The 19,823-nt window shown below is 70.3% G+C and carries 12 protein-coding genes; 5 read left to right on the forward strand and 7 right to left on the reverse strand.

Annotated elements, in window-relative coordinates:
* Nucleotides 1–265: 265 nt before the first annotated feature.
* The 5 genes from ACWBNA_RS19305 to ACWBNA_RS19325 form a co-directional block, all read right to left on the reverse strand.
* Nucleotides 266–2,734 carry a CBM35 domain-containing protein gene (locus ACWBNA_RS19305; protein ID WP_482705656.1) on the reverse strand — a complete coding sequence of 823 codons (2,469 nt, stop codon included), beginning with the start codon at nt 2,732–2,734 and terminating at the stop codon, nt 266–268.
* A gap of 88 nt (nt 2,735–2,822) precedes the next feature.
* On the reverse strand, nt 2,823–3,653 hold the full coding sequence (locus ACWBNA_RS19310) for a carbohydrate ABC transporter permease (RefSeq protein WP_482705657.1): 831 nt from the start codon (nt 3,651–3,653) through the stop codon (nt 2,823–2,825).
* Nucleotides 3,650–4,573, reverse strand: a complete 924-nt coding sequence (locus tag ACWBNA_RS19315) for a carbohydrate ABC transporter permease (protein ID WP_482705658.1) — start codon at nt 4,571–4,573, stop codon at nt 3,650–3,652. The genes ACWBNA_RS19310 and ACWBNA_RS19315 overlap by 4 nt, the downstream gene beginning before the upstream one ends.
* 18 nt (nt 4,574–4,591) lie before the next feature.
* Nucleotides 4,592–5,923: an ABC transporter substrate-binding protein gene (locus ACWBNA_RS19320; protein WP_482705659.1), complete on the reverse strand. Its 1,332-nt coding sequence runs from the start codon at nt 5,921–5,923 to the stop codon at nt 4,592–4,594.
* Between the two features lie 78 nt (nt 5,924–6,001).
* A complete protein-coding gene (locus tag ACWBNA_RS19325) occupies nt 6,002–7,039 on the reverse strand; it encodes a LacI family DNA-binding transcriptional regulator (RefSeq protein ID WP_482705660.1) in 1,038 nt (345 codons plus the stop codon).
* Between the two features lie 120 nt (nt 7,040–7,159).
* Between ACWBNA_RS19325 and ACWBNA_RS19330 the strand changes: the two genes are divergently transcribed.
* Complete coding sequence (locus ACWBNA_RS19330) at nt 7,160–9,328, forward strand: alpha-galactosidase (protein WP_482705661.1); 2,169 nt, start codon at nt 7,160–7,162, stop codon at nt 9,326–9,328.
* A gap of 877 nt (nt 9,329–10,205) precedes the next feature.
* Here the strand turns inward: ACWBNA_RS19330 and ACWBNA_RS19335 are convergent.
* Both ACWBNA_RS19335 and ACWBNA_RS19340 read right to left on the reverse strand, forming a co-directional pair.
* Nucleotides 10,206–11,696, reverse strand: coding sequence for a cellulose binding domain-containing protein (locus ACWBNA_RS19335; protein ID WP_482705662.1), 1,491 nt, complete (start codon nt 11,694–11,696; stop codon nt 10,206–10,208).
* 190 nt (nt 11,697–11,886) lie between these two features.
* Entirely contained in the window at nt 11,887–13,206 is a 1,320-nt protein-coding gene (locus ACWBNA_RS19340; RefSeq protein ID WP_482705663.1) for a radical SAM protein, read from the reverse strand.
* A 234-nt stretch (nt 13,207–13,440) separates the two neighbouring features.
* Here ACWBNA_RS19340 and ACWBNA_RS19345 point away from each other — a divergent pair, with 234 nt between their 5' ends.
* The 4 genes from ACWBNA_RS19345 to ACWBNA_RS19360 all read left to right on the forward strand — a co-directional run bounded on the left by ACWBNA_RS19345 (nt 13,441) and on the right by ACWBNA_RS19360 (nt 19,804).
* The gene (locus ACWBNA_RS19345) at nt 13,441–14,685 is read left to right on the forward strand and encodes a D-arabinono-1,4-lactone oxidase (RefSeq protein WP_482705664.1); all 1,245 of its coding nucleotides are present in this window, start codon (nt 13,441–13,443) and stop codon (nt 14,683–14,685) included.
* 114 nt (nt 14,686–14,799) lie between these two features.
* Nucleotides 14,800–16,035: an ROK family transcriptional regulator gene (locus tag ACWBNA_RS19350; RefSeq protein WP_482705665.1), complete on the forward strand. Its 1,236-nt coding sequence runs from the start codon at nt 14,800–14,802 to the stop codon at nt 16,033–16,035.
* Between the two features lie 427 nt (nt 16,036–16,462).
* A complete protein-coding gene (locus ACWBNA_RS19355) occupies nt 16,463–18,325 on the forward strand; it encodes a glycoside hydrolase (protein ID WP_482705666.1) in 1,863 nt (620 codons plus the stop codon).
* A gap of 216 nt (nt 18,326–18,541) precedes the next feature.
* Nucleotides 18,542–19,804: an ABC transporter substrate-binding protein gene (locus ACWBNA_RS19360; RefSeq protein ID WP_482705667.1), complete on the forward strand. Its 1,263-nt coding sequence runs from the start codon at nt 18,542–18,544 to the stop codon at nt 19,802–19,804.
* Nucleotides 19,805–19,823: the final 19 nt, after the last annotated feature.

Consider the following 19,823-nt stretch of genomic DNA (forward strand, 5'->3'; position numbering starts at 1 on the left):
CGTGTCAGCCGGAAGCCACGGAGGTGGACTTGATGCACTTCTGGATGAGGGCAGCGCCCATCTCAAAGACAGCCATCGGTCACACCTCCCGTTCCTGAACGACTGACGGCGGCGGCCGGGGGCCACCGCGCGAAGCTCCGCCAGAATAGGGACACGCGAGCACGCGCGCCAACCCTTTTTCTGGCCCCCGGCCACACTCCGGCCCGCTCAGGGCGATGGCCCCGACCGAGGAACAGTCGGGGCCACCGCCGCGGGTGGAACGTGCCTAGCCGACGACGCGGCCCAGTTCGATGCGGTCGATGTTCGGGGCCCAGGCGCTCGCGTTCCCGAAGGTCACGGTGTTGGAGCCCTTCTTCAGGTCGACGGGGACGCCCAGCGTCCAGTAGTCGTCGACGCTCCAGGTGTTCTTGAAGGTGACCTTCCGGGGCGCCGCGCTACCCACCGTGATGTCGGCCGTGCGGGACATGATGTCCGTGTTGTAGGCGTGGCCGTTGTCGCGCCGGTCGTTGTGCGCGTAGTGGACGACCAGCAGGTAGCGGCCGGACCTGGGCGCGTCCACCGTGAACTCCGCCGTGCTGGCCGCGCTGTTGCCGAGCATGCCGATGTAGGAACCGGCGGAGGCGTGGGCGGAGTCGACGAGCTTCGCCCCGCCCGCGAGGGTGGCCGAGGCGCCCTCGTAGGAGAGCGTGCCGTGGGTCGAGCCCTCGCCGGAGACGTCGAGGGAGCGTACGGAGGCGTTCTGGGCCGTCATCGCGACCCGGTTGTTGCCGGCGACCAGGTACAGCCGCAGCGGCCGGCCCGGCGCCGCCGACACCGTCTCGCCGTGCAGGGTGAGCCGTACCGGCGCCGAGGTGCGCGGCACCACGGTGAAGTAGCCGTCGCGCGGGGCGTACACGTCGAAGACGGCCTTGTCGCCCTTGCGCAGGACGAGGGCGCCGGTGCCCACTCCGGCCGACGAGGAGTAGTCGTACGACGGGGTGCCGCTGATGTCGGCGAGGGTGGCCTCGTACGACGCGGAGGGCTTCGTGGTACGGGCGGTCAGGTCGATCCGGTCGAGGGTGACTTCGGCGTCGCCCTTGGCCAGGGTCAGCGTGTGGGTGCCGGCCGTCAGGTCGAGGGTGACGTCCTTCTTGGCGCGGTAGGTCCAGTTCTCGGTGGACGGGTAGGTGACGGTGAGCGGGTCGCCGCCGTCGACCGACAGCTTCTGCGTGGAGGGGGCGCCGGACTGGTTGCCGTACAGGATCGCCAGGTCGTAGGTGCCGTCCTTCGGCACCGTCACGCTGAAGTCGACCTTGCTGGAGGCCTGGTTGAGCGAGCCGACGTCCTTGGTTCCGGAGGCCGCGTAGCCGTTGGCGTTGCTGACCGTGCCCTGGGTGTAGACCTGGCCGCCGGTGATGGCGGCGTTCTCGGCCTCGTACGAAGCCGACCACGGGACGGAGGCCGCGGTGGGAGTGCCGGTGCCGCCGGGGGTGAGGACGATCCGGTAGGCGGACATCTTGTGCAGGCCGCGCAGCGGGACGGTCACGGTGCCGTCGGCCGCCACCTTGACCTTCGTCCGGGCGAGGACGCGTGGCGTCGCGTGCTGTCCCTCGTAGCCGGACCAGGCCGCCTCGGCGACGGTCGCGGTGACCGTGCGGCCGAAGACGGACCGGGGGACGTTCTGGACGACGACGTCGGAGTCGCCGGCGGAGCCGCCGAGCAGGACCTGGGCCTGGCGGCGCGAGGTGTCGAGGGAGGCGAGCCCTTGGAGGGTGTCGATGGTGTTGGCCTGCGGCGGGGTCACCTTGACGGTGTCACCGGTCATTCCGGCGTACCAGCGGAACAGCCACCAGCCGCCGTTGGGGATGTTGGACCGGACGACGTTGCCGTCCATGTTGCCTGCGGCGTCCCAGTAGGCCTGGTTGGCGTACACCTTGTTCCGCTCGAACATCGAGACCCACTGCACGAGCTGTCCGGGCACGGACAGGTCGCGGCGGTTGGCGTACTCGTCGATGTTGATCTTCAGTGGTGCGATGCCCAACTGGCGCTCGATCGAGCGGTAGTTGTCGTAGTGGCCCTGGAAGTCGCGCAGCGAGCCGGAGCTCAGTTCGTGCCAGGTCATCACCTGGGGCAGGACGTTCTCCCGCTTGGCGAAGGTGAGGAAGTCGGTCAGCAGGCGGGTGTGGTAGCCGGCTTCGTTGGGTCCGGCGATCCGCGCGTCGGGGTCGATGGCGCGGATGCGCTGGTAGACCGTCTTCCAGTCCTTGAGGAACCGGTCGCGGTTGGCCTCGTACTGTGCCTGGTCGGAGGTGCCGAGGTTGTACCAGATCTGGTCGGGCTCGTTGAACGGGATGTAGACGAAGCGCTCGCTGTTGGGGTCGGACGACACCTCCTTGGCGATCTTGTCGACCTTGGGGAGGTAGTCGTCGATGCCGAGGTCCTCGTAGGGCCACTTGGCGTAGATGTCCTGCATCATCACGTTGATCTCGCCGCCGCCGTTGCGGAAGAACGACTTGGAGACGGTGAGCGCGTCACCGTTGGGGTGCTGGGCACCGCCCTCCGGCTTCTGCGAGATGCTGGTGATCTTCAGGGGCTCCAGGGCGGCGTCGCTGGGCACGCCGTCGTCGCTGAGCCCGTACAGCGCGCCGTTGGCGCCGAGCATCACCGGGCCTTCAAAGGCGCCGAGGTCGACGGTGAGCCGCTGGGGGTCGGCGGCTGCTGCCGCGGGCCCCGCGGCGGGGAGGGTGCCTGCCATGGTGGCGACTCCGAGTGCGGTGGTGACGAACAGGGTTGTGAGACGGGATCTTGTGCGGGTGGGGGTGATCACGCGGTTGGACCTCCGGTCACTTGACGGCTCCACTGGTGATTCCGGACACGATCTTTCGCTGGCCGACGAGGAACACGGCGACCATGGGCAGGCTCATCACCACGACGTACGCGAAGACGAGATGCCAGTTGTTGAGGTAGAGCTGGGCGCTGGCGACCTTGTAGAGGTTCAGTGGCAGGGTCGCCCGTTCTCCGCCGCCGAGGACGAAGAAGGCGTAGAAGATGTCGCTCCAGGCGTAGAGCATCACCATGATCGTCGCGGTGGCGATCACGGGCCTGAGCAGCGGCAGGATGATCCGCAGGAAGATCCGCGCCGGCCGCGCCCCGTCGATCCGCGCGGCCTCCTCCAGTTCGAAGGGGATGGCGCGGATGAAGCCCGTCATGAAGAAGATCGACGTGGACAGGTACATCCCGGTGTAGACGGCGATCATCCCGGGCCGGGTGTTGGAGAGCCCGAGCTGCCGCAGTTCCATCACGATGGTGATGACCGCGGGCGGCAGCAGCAGTCCGCTGATGCACAGCGCGTACGCGGCCGAGACCAGCTTGGACCTGCGGCGGGCGAAGACCCAGGCGGCGCCCGCGCCGAGGATCAGGACGAGGACCACCGAAGGCAGCACGACCAGCAGCGAGTTGACGAAGCCGCGCAGCATCTCGCCCTGGCTGACGGCGTCCGCGTAGTTGCTGCCCGCCTGCCAGTGCCGCGGCAGGTCGAGGTTCGGCTTGATGGCCTCCGCCTGCGGCTTGGCGGAGGTGACGGCGACCAGCCACAGCGGTACGCCCACGGCCAGCCCCGCGAGCAGCAGGACGAGGGCCGGGCGGCCGTAGCGCCAGGCCACGCACGGGTTCACAGGAGTTGCTCCCTTCGCCGCAGGCCGACGACCAGCGGGACCGCGACGGCGACGACGACCAGGAAGAGGACGAGGCTCATCGCGGACGCCTGGGCGTACAGGCCCTGTCCGAAGATCCGGAACATGTAGATGTTGAAGACCTCCGTGGAGGCGGCGGGACCGCCGCCGGTGGTGGCCTGCACGATGTCGAAGGTGTTCATCGAGCCGATCAGCGCCGTGGTGACGTTGAAGGTGACGGCCGGCGCGAGCATCGGCCAGCGCACCGACCAGAAGGTCCGCCAGGGGCCGGCGCCGTCGCACTTCGCGGCCTCCAGCATCTCGCCGGGGATGCCCTTGAGCCCTGCCAGGTAGATGAGCATGGCCAGGCCCATCCACTTCCAGCCGTGGATGAGGGTGACCAGGACCAGCGTCCAGGTCGTCGAGCCCAGCCACGGGATGTCCGTGCCCAGGACGGAGTTGACGGCGCCGTCCTGGTCGAGGAGGGCCTGGAAGACGTAGCCGGTGGCGAGCGCGGAGATGAGCACGGGCAGGAAGAAGACGGCGCGGAAGAACCGGTTGAAGCGGGTGTCGGCCTCCAGCAGCAGGGCGAGCACGAGCCCGAAGCCGTTCTGGAACAGCGCGGCCAGCAGGGCGTACAGCAGGGTGGTGCGGATCGCGCGCAGCAGGGAGCCGTCGTCGGCGATGGTCTGGAAGTTGTCGAGGCCGGTGAAGGCGATGTCCGCGTGGTACGAGGACCAGTTGGTGAACGGGTAGTAGAAGTTGAGCAGGTTCGGCACCAGGAAGAAGCCCGCGAAGACCACGATCGCCGGGAGCGCGAACCACCAGGGGTGGTGCACGGCGGCGCGCGGGAGCCGTCCCACCCGCCCAGGTTCGCCTGTCGTGGATGCCTGCTTGCGCGTACGTATGGCTGTGTCCGCCATCGAAAAGCCCCGTGTCGTCTAGAAGCCGGTCGCGCCCTGGGCCTTGGCCACCTGCGCGAACTGGTCCTGGATCGCCTGGGCGACCTGCTGCGGGCTCTTCTTGCCGTAGAGCATGTCGGCGAGGTACAGGTGCGTGTCGGGGGCGACGATCGCCTTGGCCTGGAAGACCCCGATGGCCTTGGGCAGGGCCGCGACCTGGTCCTTGGACGCCTGCGGGAGTCCGTCGGGGGTGGGCACGGACGGCTGCACGGACGGGATCTTCATCGCCTTGATGTAGTCGGCGTAGTCGGGGCCGAGCCAGAACGCCAGGAACTGGCGGGCGGCGTTCTGCCGTTTGTCGTCGCCGGTCTTGAAGGCGACCACGCCGTTGGTCTGGTCTGGCGAGTACAGGCCGGTGGCCGAGGAGTTGGCGACCGGGAACCAGCCGATCTTCTTGTCGATCTCGGCGGTGGAGTACTTGGCCTGCAACTGGCTCTGGAAGGAGGTGACGTTGAGGACCATGCCGGCCTCGCCCTTCCAGAGGGAGTCGGCCTGCCCGGTGAAGGTGCCGGTCTTGTAGTTCTTCTGGGCGAGCCCGGCGTCGAGCAGCTTCTCCTTGTACTTCTTGATCGCGCCGACCACGACCGGGTCGGTCCACTTCTCCTTGTTCTGGTTCAGGTCGGCCCACCATTGCTTGTCGAGGTCGGTGAGCTGGACCTGCATCTGCCACTGCAGGGGCCACTGGTCGCCGCCGGCCTCGTAGAAGCCGGCCGCCTCGGTCTTGTCGGTGACGGTGCGGCCGAGGGCCAGCAGGTCGTCGTACGACGTGGGGAAGTCCTTCTCGGTCAGGCCCGCCTGCCGGAAGACGTCCTTGTTGTAGTAGACGCCGAGCATGGCGGGGCTGGTGACGATCGCCGCGTACCGCTTGCCGTCGATGACGCCGAGGGAGCGCTCGGTGGTGCCGAGCTTGGAGACCCACTCCTCCCCGTCGAGGGTGAGCAGGTTCTGCCGGGGCTGGATGAAGGGCAGCGTGGAGATGGACGGCTGCCAGAACATCAGGTCCGGTCGGTCGCCGGAGGCGAGTTTGGTCGGCACGTTCTGCTCGTAGAGGTCCGGGATCGCCTGGGTCTCGACCTCGGCGCCGGTGGCCTTCTCGAAGGCGTCGATGACCTGCTTCGGTGCGTTGACCGTGTTCTGCGCGGTCCACATGGTCAGCTTCACGCCGTCCAGTCGGGCGGTCGGGTCGACCGCCGGCTGCTTCGCGTCCGTACCGGAATCGCCCGAGTCGCCGGCGGAGGGGTCACTGCACGCGGTGGCGGCCAGGCCGACGGCGCAGATCAGGGCCAGGGCGGGGAGAGCTCTTGTCTTCATCTCGTACCTCAAGTGCCTTTCGCGAACGGGTGGTTCAGGACGGCGGTACCGACATCTCAGTCGCGGGCGGACGCGATCTCAGTCGCGGGCGGACGCGGGACCCGAGCTCTCCCGCACCACCAGCTCCGGTACGGAGACGGGGTGCGGGGCGATCTGCGCGGACTCCTCCAGCACCCCGTGCAGCAGGGCGAAGGCGGACCGGCCGAGGCCGGTGAAGTCCATGCGTACGGTCGTCAGTGACGGGGTCAGGAAGGCGGAGTGCGGGGCGTCGTCGAAACCGGCCACACTCACCTGGCCGGGGACGGACCGGCCGGACTCGTGCAGGGCGCGCAGCACCCCGAGGGCGAGGTCGTCGTTGCCGCACAGGATCGCGGTGACGTCGGGGTCCTTGGCCAGCTTCAGGCCCGCCGCGTGGCCGCCGGCCGGGCCCCAGGTGCCCTGCACCGGGCGGGGCTCGGGTGCTCCGGCCTCCTTCAGCGCCTGGCGCCAGCCGGTGGTGCGGGCGCTGGTGCGGCGGGTGCTGGAGGGGATGGCGACGTAGTGCACGGTGTGGTGGCCGAGGGAGAGCAGGTGGCGGGTCGCCTCGTAGGCGGCTTCGCGGTCGTCGGTCCACACCCAGGGGCGGTCGCCGGAGGGCGGGCTCGTGGGGGTCTCGACCACGCCGACGACGGGCAGTTCGGCGGGAACGGCGGCCAGGGCCCGTACCCCGGCCGGATCGTAGGCGATCACGATCAGTCCGCCGCCCGCGTCCGCCGCCCGCTGCACCTCGGCGGCGACGGCGGGCTCGTCCGACGATTCGAGCACGCCGATCCCCACGGCGTAGGACGCGGCGCGGGCGGCCTCCTCGATGCCCTGGAGGATGGAGGCGTAGCCGTAGTGGGTGGTGTTGGCGGTGAGCACGGTCACGGCCCTGCTGCGGCCGCTGGCCAGGGCGAGCGCGGTGGCGTTGCGCCGGAAGCCCAGCTCGTCGATGGCGGCGAGCACCCGCTCCCGGGTGGCCGGTTTGACGCTGGGGTGGGCGTTGATCACCCGGGAGACGGTCTGGTACGAGACACCGGCCGCCGTCGCGACGTCCCGGATGCTCGGCGGGCGGCTTGTGTGACCGGTCACATTCATGCCAGGATTGTGACCGGTCACAATGCGGTCGTCAAGAGACCGTAACGAGGGATTCACGCGACTGACGCAGACCGCCGCCGCCGAGGAACGACAGGGGCGGGGTCAGGAAGGGACAACGCCTTGGCCGGTACTGCGGATGCGACGAGGAAGATCGCCAACAACTCGGAGGACCACTTCAGTTGGGGCCACTCGGCGCTCCGGGCCGAGTTCGCCACGGCCTCCGACGGGACACTGCGGCTGGTCCGGCTGGCCGCTCCCGGCGACGCCGGGCCCGCCCGCGACCCCGAGGCCGCCCTCCCTCTCGTCGAGTTGACCGCCCTCGGCCACGGCAGCGGCTGGTCCGGCCCGCGCTTCACCGGCACGGCCTTCGGTACCCGCCTGCGGCACCGCGACCACCGCAGCGGCAGACGCGCCGACTGGGAGTGGCTGACCGTCGAACTCCACGACCCGGCCACCGGGTTGACGGCGTTCGTCGAGCTGACGTCCCCGATCGGGCTCCCGGTGCTCCGCTCCCGCGTCCGGCTGCGCAACGAGGGCACCGAGCCCCTGGTCGTCCAGTCCGTCAGCAGCCTGCTGCTCGGCGGCCTGCCCTCGCCGGACGCGCTCGACGTGCACCGGGCGCGCAACGACTGGCTCGCCGAGTGCCGTTGGTACGCCGAACCGCTGCGCGACACCGTCGCCGACATCAGCGTCGACGCCCACCAGCACGACAGCCGGGCCGCCCTCGTCCTCGCCGGACGCGGCAGCTGGCCCACCGACGGCCACCTGGCCATGGGCGCGCTGACCGAGCGGGACGGCGGCCGGACCTGGCTGTGGCAGACCGAGTCCCCGGCCGGCTGGCGCTGGGACCTGGGCGAACACGCCCGCGGCACGTACCTGGCGCTGAACGGCCCCACCGACGCCGAACACCAGTGGCGGGTCCGGCTCACGCCGGGCGCGGAGTTCACCACCGTGCCGGGGGCGCTGGCCCTCGGTGCCGGGTTCGACGCGGCGATGGGCGCGCTGACCTCGTACCGCCGTGCCGTCCGCCGCCCGCACCCGGACCACACCACCCTTCCGGTCGTCTTCAACGACTACATGAACACGCTGATGGGCGACCCGACGACCGGGAAACTCCTGCCGCTGATCGACGCGGCGGCCGAGGCCGGCGCGGAGTACTTCTGCATCGACTCCGGCTGGTACGACGACGACACCCGGGGCTGGTGGGACAGCGTGGGCGAATGGCTGCCCTCGCCCCGCCGCTTTCCCGACGGCGGGATCGCCACGGTCCTGGACCGGATCCGGGAGCGTGGGATAGTGCCCGGCCTGTGGCTGGAGCCGGAGGTCGTCGGCGTGCGCAGCCCCGTCGCGACCGCGCTCCCGCCGGAGGCCTTCTTCCAGCGGGACGGTGTACGCCTCACCGAACAGGGCCGCCACCAGCTCGACCTGCGCCACCCGGCCGCCCGCGCGCACCTCGACAAGACGGTGGACCGGATCGTCGGCGACTGGGGCGTGGGCTACCTCAAGCTGGACTACAACATCATGGTCGATCCGGGCACCTGCGCCCCCGGAGTCACCGGCGGGACCCGGGACGCCGGGGACACCGGCGACCTCGCCCCGGGAGCCGGACTGCTCGGCCACGCCCAGGCCTACCTGGACTGGCTGTCCGACGTCCTGGACCGCCACCCCGGGCTGGTCGTCGAGAACTGCGCCTCGGGCGGGATGCGCATGGACGGCGCCACCCTCGCCGTCGCCCAGCTCCAGTCCACCAGCGACCAGCAGGATCCGCTGCGCTACCCGGCGATCGCCGCGGCGGCACCGACGGCCGTCCCGCCCGAGCAGGGCGCCGTCTGGGCCTACCCACAGCCCGAGTTCGACGACGACCTCATCACCTTCACCCTGGGCGGCGCGCTGCTCGGGCGGATCCACCTGTCCGGCCATCTGGACCGCATGTCGGACCACCAGCTCGGGCTCGTGCGGGACGCGGTGGGGACGTACAAGACGATCCGCGCGGACCTCGCCCGAGCAGTGCCGTTCTGGCCGCTCGGTCTGCCGGGGTGGACGGACGAATGGCTGGCTCTGGGCCTGCGGGTGCCGGACGGCTGCTCGTACGTCTCGGTGTGGCGACGGGGCGGGGAGAGCGAACTCCACCTGCCTCTGGGGCACCTGGCCGGCCAGAAGATCCGCGCGGACATCCTGCACCCGTCCACCACCGCCACCGACTCCGCGGTCTGGGACGGCGACGGACTGCGGGTGTCCCTGCCGCGCACACCCGCGGTCCTCCTCGCCCGGCTCACTCCGGGCGCGTAGGGGACGCGGGGGCGGACGCGCCGCCACGGCCTCCGGCGGGGCTCTTGCCGACGGGGCCGCCGAGGTGGCGTGGCCGGACGGCCGCCCGCTCGGCGGGTACCGCGCAGTCGGGCGGCGTCCCGCGAGTCCCGGTTGGGCGGGCCACCGGGACGGCCAAGGCCCGGCCCCTCCCGTCCTGGGTCGGGTCGAGGCGAGGCGAAGCTGGTCGCATCGGGTCAGGTAGGAGCGAGCCACCCGGACGGCCAGGGCCGGCTTCACCGGGTCCTGGAAGCCGGGCACGGTGGGCGCCGGGCACGGTGGGCGCCGGGCGGCGGCCACCAGCCCGGTCCGTCGGTCCCAGCTCGTGCGCGGCATCGCCGCGGTCCGCGAGCGGACCGGGCATGCGGCGCGACCGGAACCGCTGTTCCGCCGCCACCCGCCCACGAAGTCCCGCCCGCAGACGGCCCGGCGTGACGTCCACCGGGGCCGGCTCGCCACCGTCGTCACCGCGTCCCGCCGGACTTGGCCAAGCCGCTCGACGACTGCCCGTAACGGCCCGGCTGGTCCAGCCCTGCGCCCCCGTCCGAACATGCCACCCCAGACGACCAAGACCGGCCCCACCCGCCCGGTCCGAACAGACCACCCCGACGACCTGGACCGGTTCACCGGGCCTGGGAGCCGCGCACGGCGGGCGCCGGGCGGCGGCACGGCCGGCCCGACCCGTGGTCCGGGCTCGTGAGCCGCAGACCGCAGGCACGACCGGAACCCACTGTTCCGCCGCCACCCACAACTTGCCCGCAGGCGCCCGCGTGACGTCCACCGGGGTCGGCTCGCCACGGTCGTCACCGCGTCCCGCTGGACGTGGACGGGCCGCTCGGCGCCCGCGTAGCCGCCGTCCTCACGCCTTCGTGCAGCTGTTCCCGTTCAGTGTGAAGTCGTACGCCGGGGTGTTCTTTCCGTGCCAGGAGGCGAGGAAGCCGAAGGCGAGGGTTCCGTCCGCGGGGATCTTCTTGTTGTAGTCGGCGGCGGTGGCGGTGACCCGGGAGCTGTTCTGGGCGAAGCTCGCGTCCCACATCTGGCCGACCTCCTGGCCGTCCCGGAAGGACCAGGCGACCTTCCAGGAGTCGAGGGGGCGTTCGGTGGTGACCGTGATGGTGGCCTGGAAACCGTCGGGCCACTCGCTGACCAGGTCGTACCGGACCCGGCAGGACGCGGGCTCGCTCTTGTCGGGGTCCGGTTGCGCGCCGCCGGGGGCGGTGGAGGCGGCTGTGCCCTGGGGCGTGGTCGCGGGGTTCTTGCCGGAGGAGGCCCGGGCGGTGCTCGGCGAGACGGCGGCCGTCGGTTCCGGGGAGGCGGACAGCCCTTCGCCGACGGTCGGGACGGACGGGCCCGGGTCGGCCACCGGCTGACGGTCGGCCGAGTCACCGGGCGACGCGGTGCTGTTGTCGGTGCCGACGCCCGGCATCATCGAGACGGCGAGTGCGAGCAGGGAGACGAGGACGGCCGCGACCAGAAGGCCGTTGCGCACGACGCGCGCCTTGTGGGCGTCCGGGTTCGGCGGGCCGTGCTCACTGTCCGCCGGTGCCGGGCGCCCGGCGCCGAGACGGACCTCGGCTGCCCGGCGGCGGCGCTCCAGGTAGGCGAGGCCGCCCCAGCCGATCACTCCGCCGGCGAGGGCCGCGGGCGTTCCGCCCCCCTCCAGCCGGAGGCAGGCGGCTGCCTCGGCGCACTCCACGCAGCGGGCGAGGTGCCGGGACAGGTCGTTCGGGGTGTCGGCGGCCGGCGAGCGGGTGACCGCGTCGAGGAGCCGGGCGTAGCTGCGGCACTGCGCGTCCATCGGCGAGTCGAGATGGTTGCGGTGGCAGCGGTCCCGGAACAGGCCGCGGACCTGGGCGAGTTCCTCGCCCACGACGGCCGGGTCGAGGCCGAGCCGGCGGGCCACCGCGGTCAGCGGCAGCGCCTCCACCTCGGCCAGCCACAGCAGGGCCGCGTCCGGTTCCTGGAGGTCGCGCAGGCCGCGCAGCGCGAGCGGGCGCCGCAGTGGGGGGCCGGTGTAGCGGGCGGCCTTGTCGGAGTTGAGCCACAGGCGCAGTTCGGGGTCGAGCTTGTGGCCCTGCCCCTGGATCTCCCAGGCCGCCGCGGTGTTGCGTACGGCGGTCAGCAGCAGCGGGATCCGGGGCAGGCGGGCCGGGCGGCGGCCGGCGCCGCGGGCGGGAGCGGACTGCGCGTCTCGGGCTTCGCGCATGCCGAGGGAGAACGCCTCCGTGGCCAGTTGGGTGGCCGCGGTGGAGCCGGACGTGCACAGGTCCGCGTAGGAGAGCACGGCATCCCAGCACTCTGAGAACAGCGCGGCCTCGGCGGCGTCCTGGGGAGTCGGCAGGTCGGGCATGGGTCTCCTGCGTATACGTGCGAGGTCAACTCGCCATACTGGCAAAGGAGTTGGGGGGAACCTCGCGGCAGAGAACGAGTTTTTCACGCCTCCTACACAACTGACAAGCGCCCTGTTCAATTGTCATGACAGGACAGGCGCACCCTACAACTCCCGCCTGTTGTACGGATGCGACCGCCGGGCGACTCACTTATACCGTCGCCGATTCCTCCGCGGGAAGACTGTCCATGAAGGAACTGACCGAGAACACCGCGCGACCGGGCCCGGGCGGGCCGTAGCCGGGGGGCGAGGACAGGCCGAAGTCGTCCATGGTGGCGCGGTATGCCTCCAGGAGCCGGATGTGGTACTCCAGCGGCGCGCCCTGCGGGTTGGCCTTGCCGAGCGGGGTCGTCGGCTCGGGGCACCAGGTGGTGAAGCGGGGCGTGATGCCGTGCGACATGAAGAACCGCAGGCCCTCGGTGGTGGAGGCGATCGCCTCGTCGACCGTGGTGAAGCCGGAGGGCTCGGCCATCTCCACGCCGGCCACGAAGTTGGGGATCACGTTGCGGGCGCCGAAGATCTCCGCCGAGTCGAGGATGCGCTTGTGCCACTCGTCGCGGCCGACGTAGCGCTCCTTGCCGGGGCAGTACAGCTCGAACAGGCGACGGTCCCACACCTCGTAGTTGGGGTGGTAGATCTGCACGCCGTAGTCCTTGAACCGCTGCACGTCGTCGCGCGGCAGCGCCTGGGCCACGACCTTGCCGATCCAGCGCCCGGGGAAGCGCTCCTCGATGGCCTTGGCGTAGTGGCCGTAGAAGTCGGCCTCGTCGCGCCCGGCGACCGTCTTGGTGATCGCACCACCCGTGAGCGTGTAGGCGGTGGACACCTTCGCCGTGTCGTACCGGTCGATGATCTCCAGGGCCTCGAGGACCTCCTCGACGTCCTTCACACCGGTGTACGGCCGGCCCGCCGCCTTGTGCTGGCGCCAGTTGTGGTTGATGTCGCAGTACTGGCACTCCTCCTTGGCGCCGAAGTACTGGCAGACCCGGAAGACGGTGAGGTAGATCAGGTAGCCCCACTGGATGGTCGGGGCGACCTCCATCACCGACTTCCCGCTCGCGAGCGTGTGCCGGTAGTACTCCGGCATCGGCGGCACGCCGACGTCGGAGATCCGCTTCCCGTCGAGGTAGAGCCCGAGCACACCGTCGTCGTCCGCCGCGACCCGGTAGGGCGAGGACGGATTTACCCGCACGGACACCACCGTGCGCCGCAGGTCGTACGGCCCGCCCGTGAGGATGATCTCCTCCGGCGGGCGCCGGAGCGCGGCCTCACCGAGTTCCGGCAGGGTGCCGTGGTCGAAGGAGAAGATGAAGTACGACTTCGGCTTGACCTCGCCGGCCTCGTTGTCGCTCAGGGCCGATGGATCGAACGCCACCCCGCCCCGGAGCAGATCCTCCTTGAAGACGGCTTCCCGCGGTACGTGCGGGAACCGCTCCATCAGATCCTCGACCAGTGCGGTACGGCTGCCCATCCCGTGTCTCCTCCCGGATCGGACGTCACGACTCCTCACGGTATGCGCTCGTCCCCGCGGGAGCCGTGCCGGGGCCCCCGCGTCGAGCGATACGCCCCGGTTCAGGATGGTTTCGCCGAGGCCTGGACGGCGGCCGCGCCCCGCTCGGCGACCTGGCTGCGGAAACCGTTCTGCTCCGAGGGCGGCGGCAATGAGAAGGTCAACCAAACGCACCCTCCGAAAGGGACGACGGACATGGCCGAAACGGTCACCAACTGGGCGGGCAACATCACGTTCCTCGCCAAGGAGCTGCACCGCCCGCACTCGCTCACCGCGCTCGGCACCCTCGTGGCCGACAGCGCGACCGTGCGGGTGCTGGGCAGCGGGCACTCCTTCAACGAGATCGCCGAGCCGGGGCCGGGCGGGGTGCTGCTGTCGCTGGCCGCGCTGCCGAGCGAGATCGACGTCGACGCGGCGGCCCGCACGGTACGCGTCGGTGGCGGCGTCCGGTACGCGGAGCTGGCCCGCCATGTGCACGCCCACGGCCTGGCGCTGCCCAACATGGCCTCCTTGCCGCACATCTCGGTGGCCGGCTCGGTGGCGACCGGCACCCACGGGTCGGGGGTCGGCAACGGTCCGCTCGCCTCGGCCGTGCGCGAGGTGGAGATCGTCACGGCGGACGGGTCGACGGTCGTCATCGGGCGGGGGGACGAGCGGTTCGGCGGTGCGGTGACCTCGCTGGGCGCCCTCGGAGTCGTCACCGCGCTCACCCTCGACCTGGAGCCCTCCTTCGAGGTCGAGCAGCACGTGTTCACGGAGCTGCCGCTCGACGGGCTGGACTTCGAGACGGTGGCGGCGGCGGCGTACAGCGTGAGCCTGTTCACCGACTGGCGTGCGCCCGGCTTCCGGCAGGTGTGGCTGAAGCGGCGCACCGACCAGGCACTGTCCGACTTCCCCTGGGCCGCGCCCGCCACCGAGAAGATGCACCCGGTGCCGGGGATGCCGGCCGTCAACTGCACGGAGCAGTTCGGGGTGGCGGGACCGTGGCACGAAAGGCTGCCGCACTTCCGGGCCGACTTCACGCCGAGCAGCGGCAGCGAGTTGCAGTCGGAGTACCTGCTGCCGCGCCGGCACGCCGTCGAGGCATTGTATGCGATCGACAGTATCCGGGATGCGGTCGCCGGTGTACTGCAGACCTGCGAGGTGCGGACCGTCGCCGCCGACGAGCAGTGGCTGAGCCCCTCGTACGGCCGGGACACCGTGGCCCTGCACTTCACCTGGATCGAGAACACCGCCGCGGTGCTGCCGGTGGTGCGGCGACTGGAGGCGGCGCTGGACGCCTTCGACGCGCGGCCGCACTGGGGGAAGGTGTTCACCGCCCCGGCGGCGGCGCTGCGGGCACGCTACGCGCGGCTCGGCGACTTCCGGGAGCTGGCACGAACACTGGACCCGAAGGGAAAATTCGCCAACGCGTTCGTGCGGGACGTGCTTGCCGACTGACTTTATAAAGCCCCTTTCCTAACCCCTTGTCGAAAGTCCCTCGCAGCCCATAGCCTTGCGCCGCGCCGGTGCCGCTGTCGTCCCGGCACGATCTGAAGGGATGGGGCCGGGCCGGTGAAGCGCACATCACGGGACATCCGCACCGCGAACCGCTACGAGGTGTTGCGCCAGATCATCGCCGAGTCGCCGACCTCCCGTCAGGAGCTGGCGGCCGCCACCGGTCTGAGTCTCGCCACGGTCGCCACGCTGGTCGGCGAACTTCTCGACCTCCGGATGATCACAGAGGTCGGGTTCGAGGACTCGGCGGGTGGCCGCCCCCGGGGTCTCGTGGCCGTCAACGCGTCGGGGGGCGCCTTGATCGGCGTCGACATCGCGGAGACGTACGTCCATGTCGAGCTGTTCGACCTCGCGCTGAACGTCCTGGCACGCGCCGAGGAGGACGTCCGCCCCGGCGAGAGCCGCCCCGAGCAGGTGGTCGGCCATGTCGCCGCCGCCGTCGGCTCGGTGGTGGCGCAGGCCGGGATCGAGGGCGCCCGGGTGCTCGGCGTCGGCGTGAGCGTGCCGGGGCAGGTGGACCGCGCGACCGGCATCTCGGAGTACGCGCCCAACTGGGACTGGCACGACGTGCCGCTGCTCGACCTGCTCACCGAGCACATCGCCTACCCCCTCTACCTGGACAACCCGCTGCGCGCCTGCGCGGTGGCCGAGCTGTGGTTCGGAGCCGCCCGCGGGAGCGGCAACGCCGTCGTGGTCAACCTCGGGACCGGGGTGGGCGCGGGCCTCGTCCTGGGCGGCGGGCTGCACCGGGGCGTGAGCAACAGCGCCGGTGAGTGGGGCCACACCACGATCGTCCTGGACGGCCGGCTGTGCCACTGCGGCAACCACGGCTGTGTGGAGACGTACGTCGGCGCGCCCGGCATCATGCTGAACCTGCGCGAGCTCAGCCCCCGCAGCACCCTGCTGCATCCGGAGGACCAGACCGCCACCATCGACGCGCTCTCCCGAGGGGTGCTCGCACAGGACCCGGTGGCGCTCAAGGTGGTTCGCGACACCGCCCGTTACCTCGGCGCCGGCATCGCCGACCTGGTCAACCTGTTCAACCCCGAAGTGGTCGTGCTCAGCAGCTGGGTCGCGGCCACCCTCGGCGAACCGCTGGTCGCGGAGGTGCGCGAGGCCGTCGCCCGGCACGCGCTGCCGCGGCCGATGGCCGCCACCGAGATCGTCCTCTCCCCGATCCCCACCGATCCGGTGTGCCTGGGGGCCGCGACCTTCGCGCTCGAAGGGGCCCTCCAGTCGGTCGGGCAGAGGAGTGCGAAACGCACCACCACCCCAGTTCGGGGTCATCGCTAGGGGGTGTCTTGCGACGCCGAGCTGGTCGGCGTCGCAAGACACCCCCTAAGAGCCGTACCGCACCACCTTCACGACGGCGGAAGGGATGCACGTGACTCACCGTTCCTCTGGACTGGGCGGGAATGAGCCTGCTCAGCCGCACACCCCGAACGGTCTTGGGCACACTGGTCCCCGGCGTACTCAGCCCCGGGGCAGCGACACGGATCCTGTCCGTGGTCCGACCCCAGGAGGCCGGTTCCCTCACGACCTGGCCAATTGGGTACAGCCAGAGGCGACGGGGAGGCCCCGAACCATCACTCCGGTGGATACGGGGGCCCCGCACGCTGGCGCCGTACCCGGCGTCCCAGATCGCATGATCACCGTAGCCCGAACGGCCCAGCACACCGCAAGCCCGGAAGCCGACCATCACACAATCGAGGTAAACCGCGTGCGCGCTCCCCGGCGAGCAGCTGGCAACCCCCGCCGCAGGAGACCGTTCCTGCTGACAGCCGCAGCCGCGTTAGCTGTCTCCGGGCCCCTCCTCTCCGCCCCGACCGCCTCGGCCGCCACCCCCACGGTGGCCGAGGTCTCCCCGCACGCCGCGCAGACCATCGACAACATCGGTGCCTCCGGCGCGTGGTGGGTCAACGACCTGAAGAACTTCGACCCGAAGATCCAGGCGAAGGTAGCCAAGCTGCTGTTCTCCTCCAGCGGCCTGGACCTCAGCAACTACCGCTACAACATCGGCGGCGGCGGTACCGGTGTCACCACCCCGTCCCGGGCGCCCGAGGACTTCCGGGGCGACGACGGCACGTACGACTGGAGCAAGGACAAGGGCGGCCGTACCTTCCTGTCCTACGCGGCGAAGTACGGCGTCGAGAACCTGGTCGCATTCGTGAACAGCGCGCCCGCCGAGTGGAAGACCAACGCCAAGAGCTGCGGCGGTCACCTGAAGGCGGAGAACGAGCAGGACTTCGCGAAGTACGTCGCGGACGTCACCGACCACTTCGCCAGGCTGGGCCAGAGGTTCGACTACATCAGCCCCTTCAACGAGCCGACCAACAGCTTCGACAGCTGCGGCCAGGAGGGCATGCTGGTGAACGTCGACCAGCGCGACGACATCGTGCGCGCGCTGGGCGCCGAGCAGGACGCGCGCCGCCAGAAGACCGGCATCATCGCCGACGAGTCGACCAGCGCGGTCAAGTTCAACGAGGAGGTCCCGCAGTGGATCTCGCAGCCGGGCACGGCCCAGTACGTCGACAAGCTGGCCCACCACACGTACGACAATCCCAGTGACGCGAACCGGGCGAAGATCTACGAGACCTCCAAGGCGGCCGGCATCGAGTCCTGGTCGACGGAGATCTGCTGCTTCGGCAAGGGCGGCACGGGCTGGGCGCAGGAGTACGACCCGACCATCGACGGCGGTCTGAACCTGTCCCGGATCATCTACAAGGACTTCGCGACCGCGCACGACTCGGCGTTCCACTGGTGGGTCGCCCTGTCGGAGATGATCGGCAGCGACCCGTACGCGAAGAACGACGACGGCTGGAACGACGGGCTGATCTACTACGACCCGAACTACGCCACCAACGGCAACCAGACCCTGTACTACACCAAGCGGTACTACGCGCTCGGCCAGTACAGCAAGTTCGTGAAGCCGGGCTCGGTCGCGCACAACGTGACCGGTCTGCCGGACGGCGTCGAGGCGTCGACGTACGAGCGGAACGGCAAGTGGGTGGTCGTGGTCAACAACCACAACGCCACCGAGACGGCCCTCGACCTGCACTTCAACAACAAGGCGCCGGTGCGGGCGAGCAAGGCGGTGCGCACGTCGGCGGAGGAGAACTGGGCGAACGTCGCCAAGCCGTCGGTCAAGGGCGGCACGGTCTCCGCGTCGCTGCCGGGCCGCTCCATCACGACGTACGTCCTCGACCAGAAGAGCCACGCCCCGAGTACGGCCGTCACCGGTGCCTGGCAGGGCAAGCAGTCCGGCAAGTGCCTGACGGCCACCGCCTCGGGCGCGGTGATCGGCGCCTGCACGGCCGGGGACGAGCAGTCCTGGTCGTACGACGCGAAGGGCCGTCTGAAGGGCGCGAACGGCTTTCTGACGGCGGGGAGTTCGGGACTGGTGGCCTCACCCACGGCCACCCGTGACGCCTCCCAGCAGTGGCTGCTGAACTCCAACGGGCAGGTCGTGAACGAGGGTTCGGGCAAGTGCCTGGACGTCGGCGGACAAGCCACCGCGGACGGCAGCAAGGTGAGCATGTACAGCTGCAACGGAGGGGCCAACCAGGCCTGGTTCCGCCAGTAGGTCCCCGAGGAGCGGGCCGCTGGTGCGGCGGCCCGCCATCCCTCACGTCCGGAATCCCGAACACTACACAACGCTTCGAACAGACTTCGTCCAACCCCTTGCCGAAGCCTTAGCCGAAGGTTTAGCGTCCCGCACCGCAACCTCATTTGAGCCAACTGGCCCTGAGCCGCAGAGCCACAGGCACAGAGCAGCCGTACTCGAGACAAGGACGTCACCATGTCGGCACTGAGCAACACCAACTGGGACCGCCGCAACGTACTGCGGGCCGCGATGGGCCTGGCCGCCGCCGGCGGTCTGGCCGCGTGCGGCGGGAACACCGGCCGCAGCAGCGGGGGGTCGGGCGACGTCCTCACCCAGTACTTCCACGCATACGGCGAGGCGGGCACCGAGCAGGCCATCAAGAAGTACGCGAAGGCCTACAAGGGCGCCAACGTGACCACGCAGTGGATCACCGGCAGCAACTTCGAGAACAAGCTGTTCCCGGCCCTGCTGACCAAGAACGCGCCGGACCTCTTCGAGTTCCACCCGCAGCTCCAGATGGTCAAGAGCGGTCAGGTGGCGGACCTGAGCGACATCATCAACCCGGTCAAGGACGACTTCAACCCGGCCGACATCGCCTCGCACACGGTCGACGGGAAGATATACGGCGTCCGGATGATCGACGACCCGCAGTTCTTCTACTACCGGCCGTCGCTCTTCGAGAAGGCCAAGGTCGAGGTCCCGCAGACACTGGACGAGCTGATCGAAGCCATCGACAAGCTCACCACCGACAAGGTCAAGGGCGCCTTCCTCGGCAACGACATCACCCCCGTCCAGAGCCCGCTGATCTGGTCGGCCGGCGCCGACACCCTCAACGCGAACAACGAGATCGCGTACCACACGGACGCCGTCGCCGCCGGTCTGAGCCAGCTCCGCAAGCTGTTCACGAGCGGCAACCTGCTCCTGGACGCCCCCGCCGACTGGTGGGACCCCTCGGCCTTCACCCAGGGCCTGACCGCCATCCAGTGGTGCGGCATGTGGGCCATGCCCGTGATCCAGAAGGCGCTCGGCGACGACGTCGGCATCTTCCCGTTCCCGAAGGTCGGCTCCGCCGGCAAGGCATCGGTCACCAACGGCGGCTGGTCGATGTTCGTCAACGCCAAGGGCAAGAACGTCGACGCGGCCAAGGAGTACGTCAAGTGGCTGTGGATCGACCAGAAGGAGTACCAGGAGGACTGGGCGCTGTCCTACGGCTTCCACGTCCCGCCGCGCACGTCGATCGCCCAGTCCGCCACCAAGCTCAAGTCGGGTCTGCCGGCCGAGGGCGTCAAGCTCTTCACCGACTACGGGCACTTCGACAACATCGCCTGGACGCAGGCGATGATCGCCTCGCTGAACGACGTGATCGCCAACTCCGTGCGCAAGAACGGCAGCCCGGAGGCCGCACTCGACGCCTGTGACAAGAAGGTCAACGCAGAGCTCAAGAAGCTCTTCGGATAGGCAGACGGACGGACCTCGA

The sequence above is a fragment of the Streptomyces sp. Q2 genome (assembly GCF_056820935.1).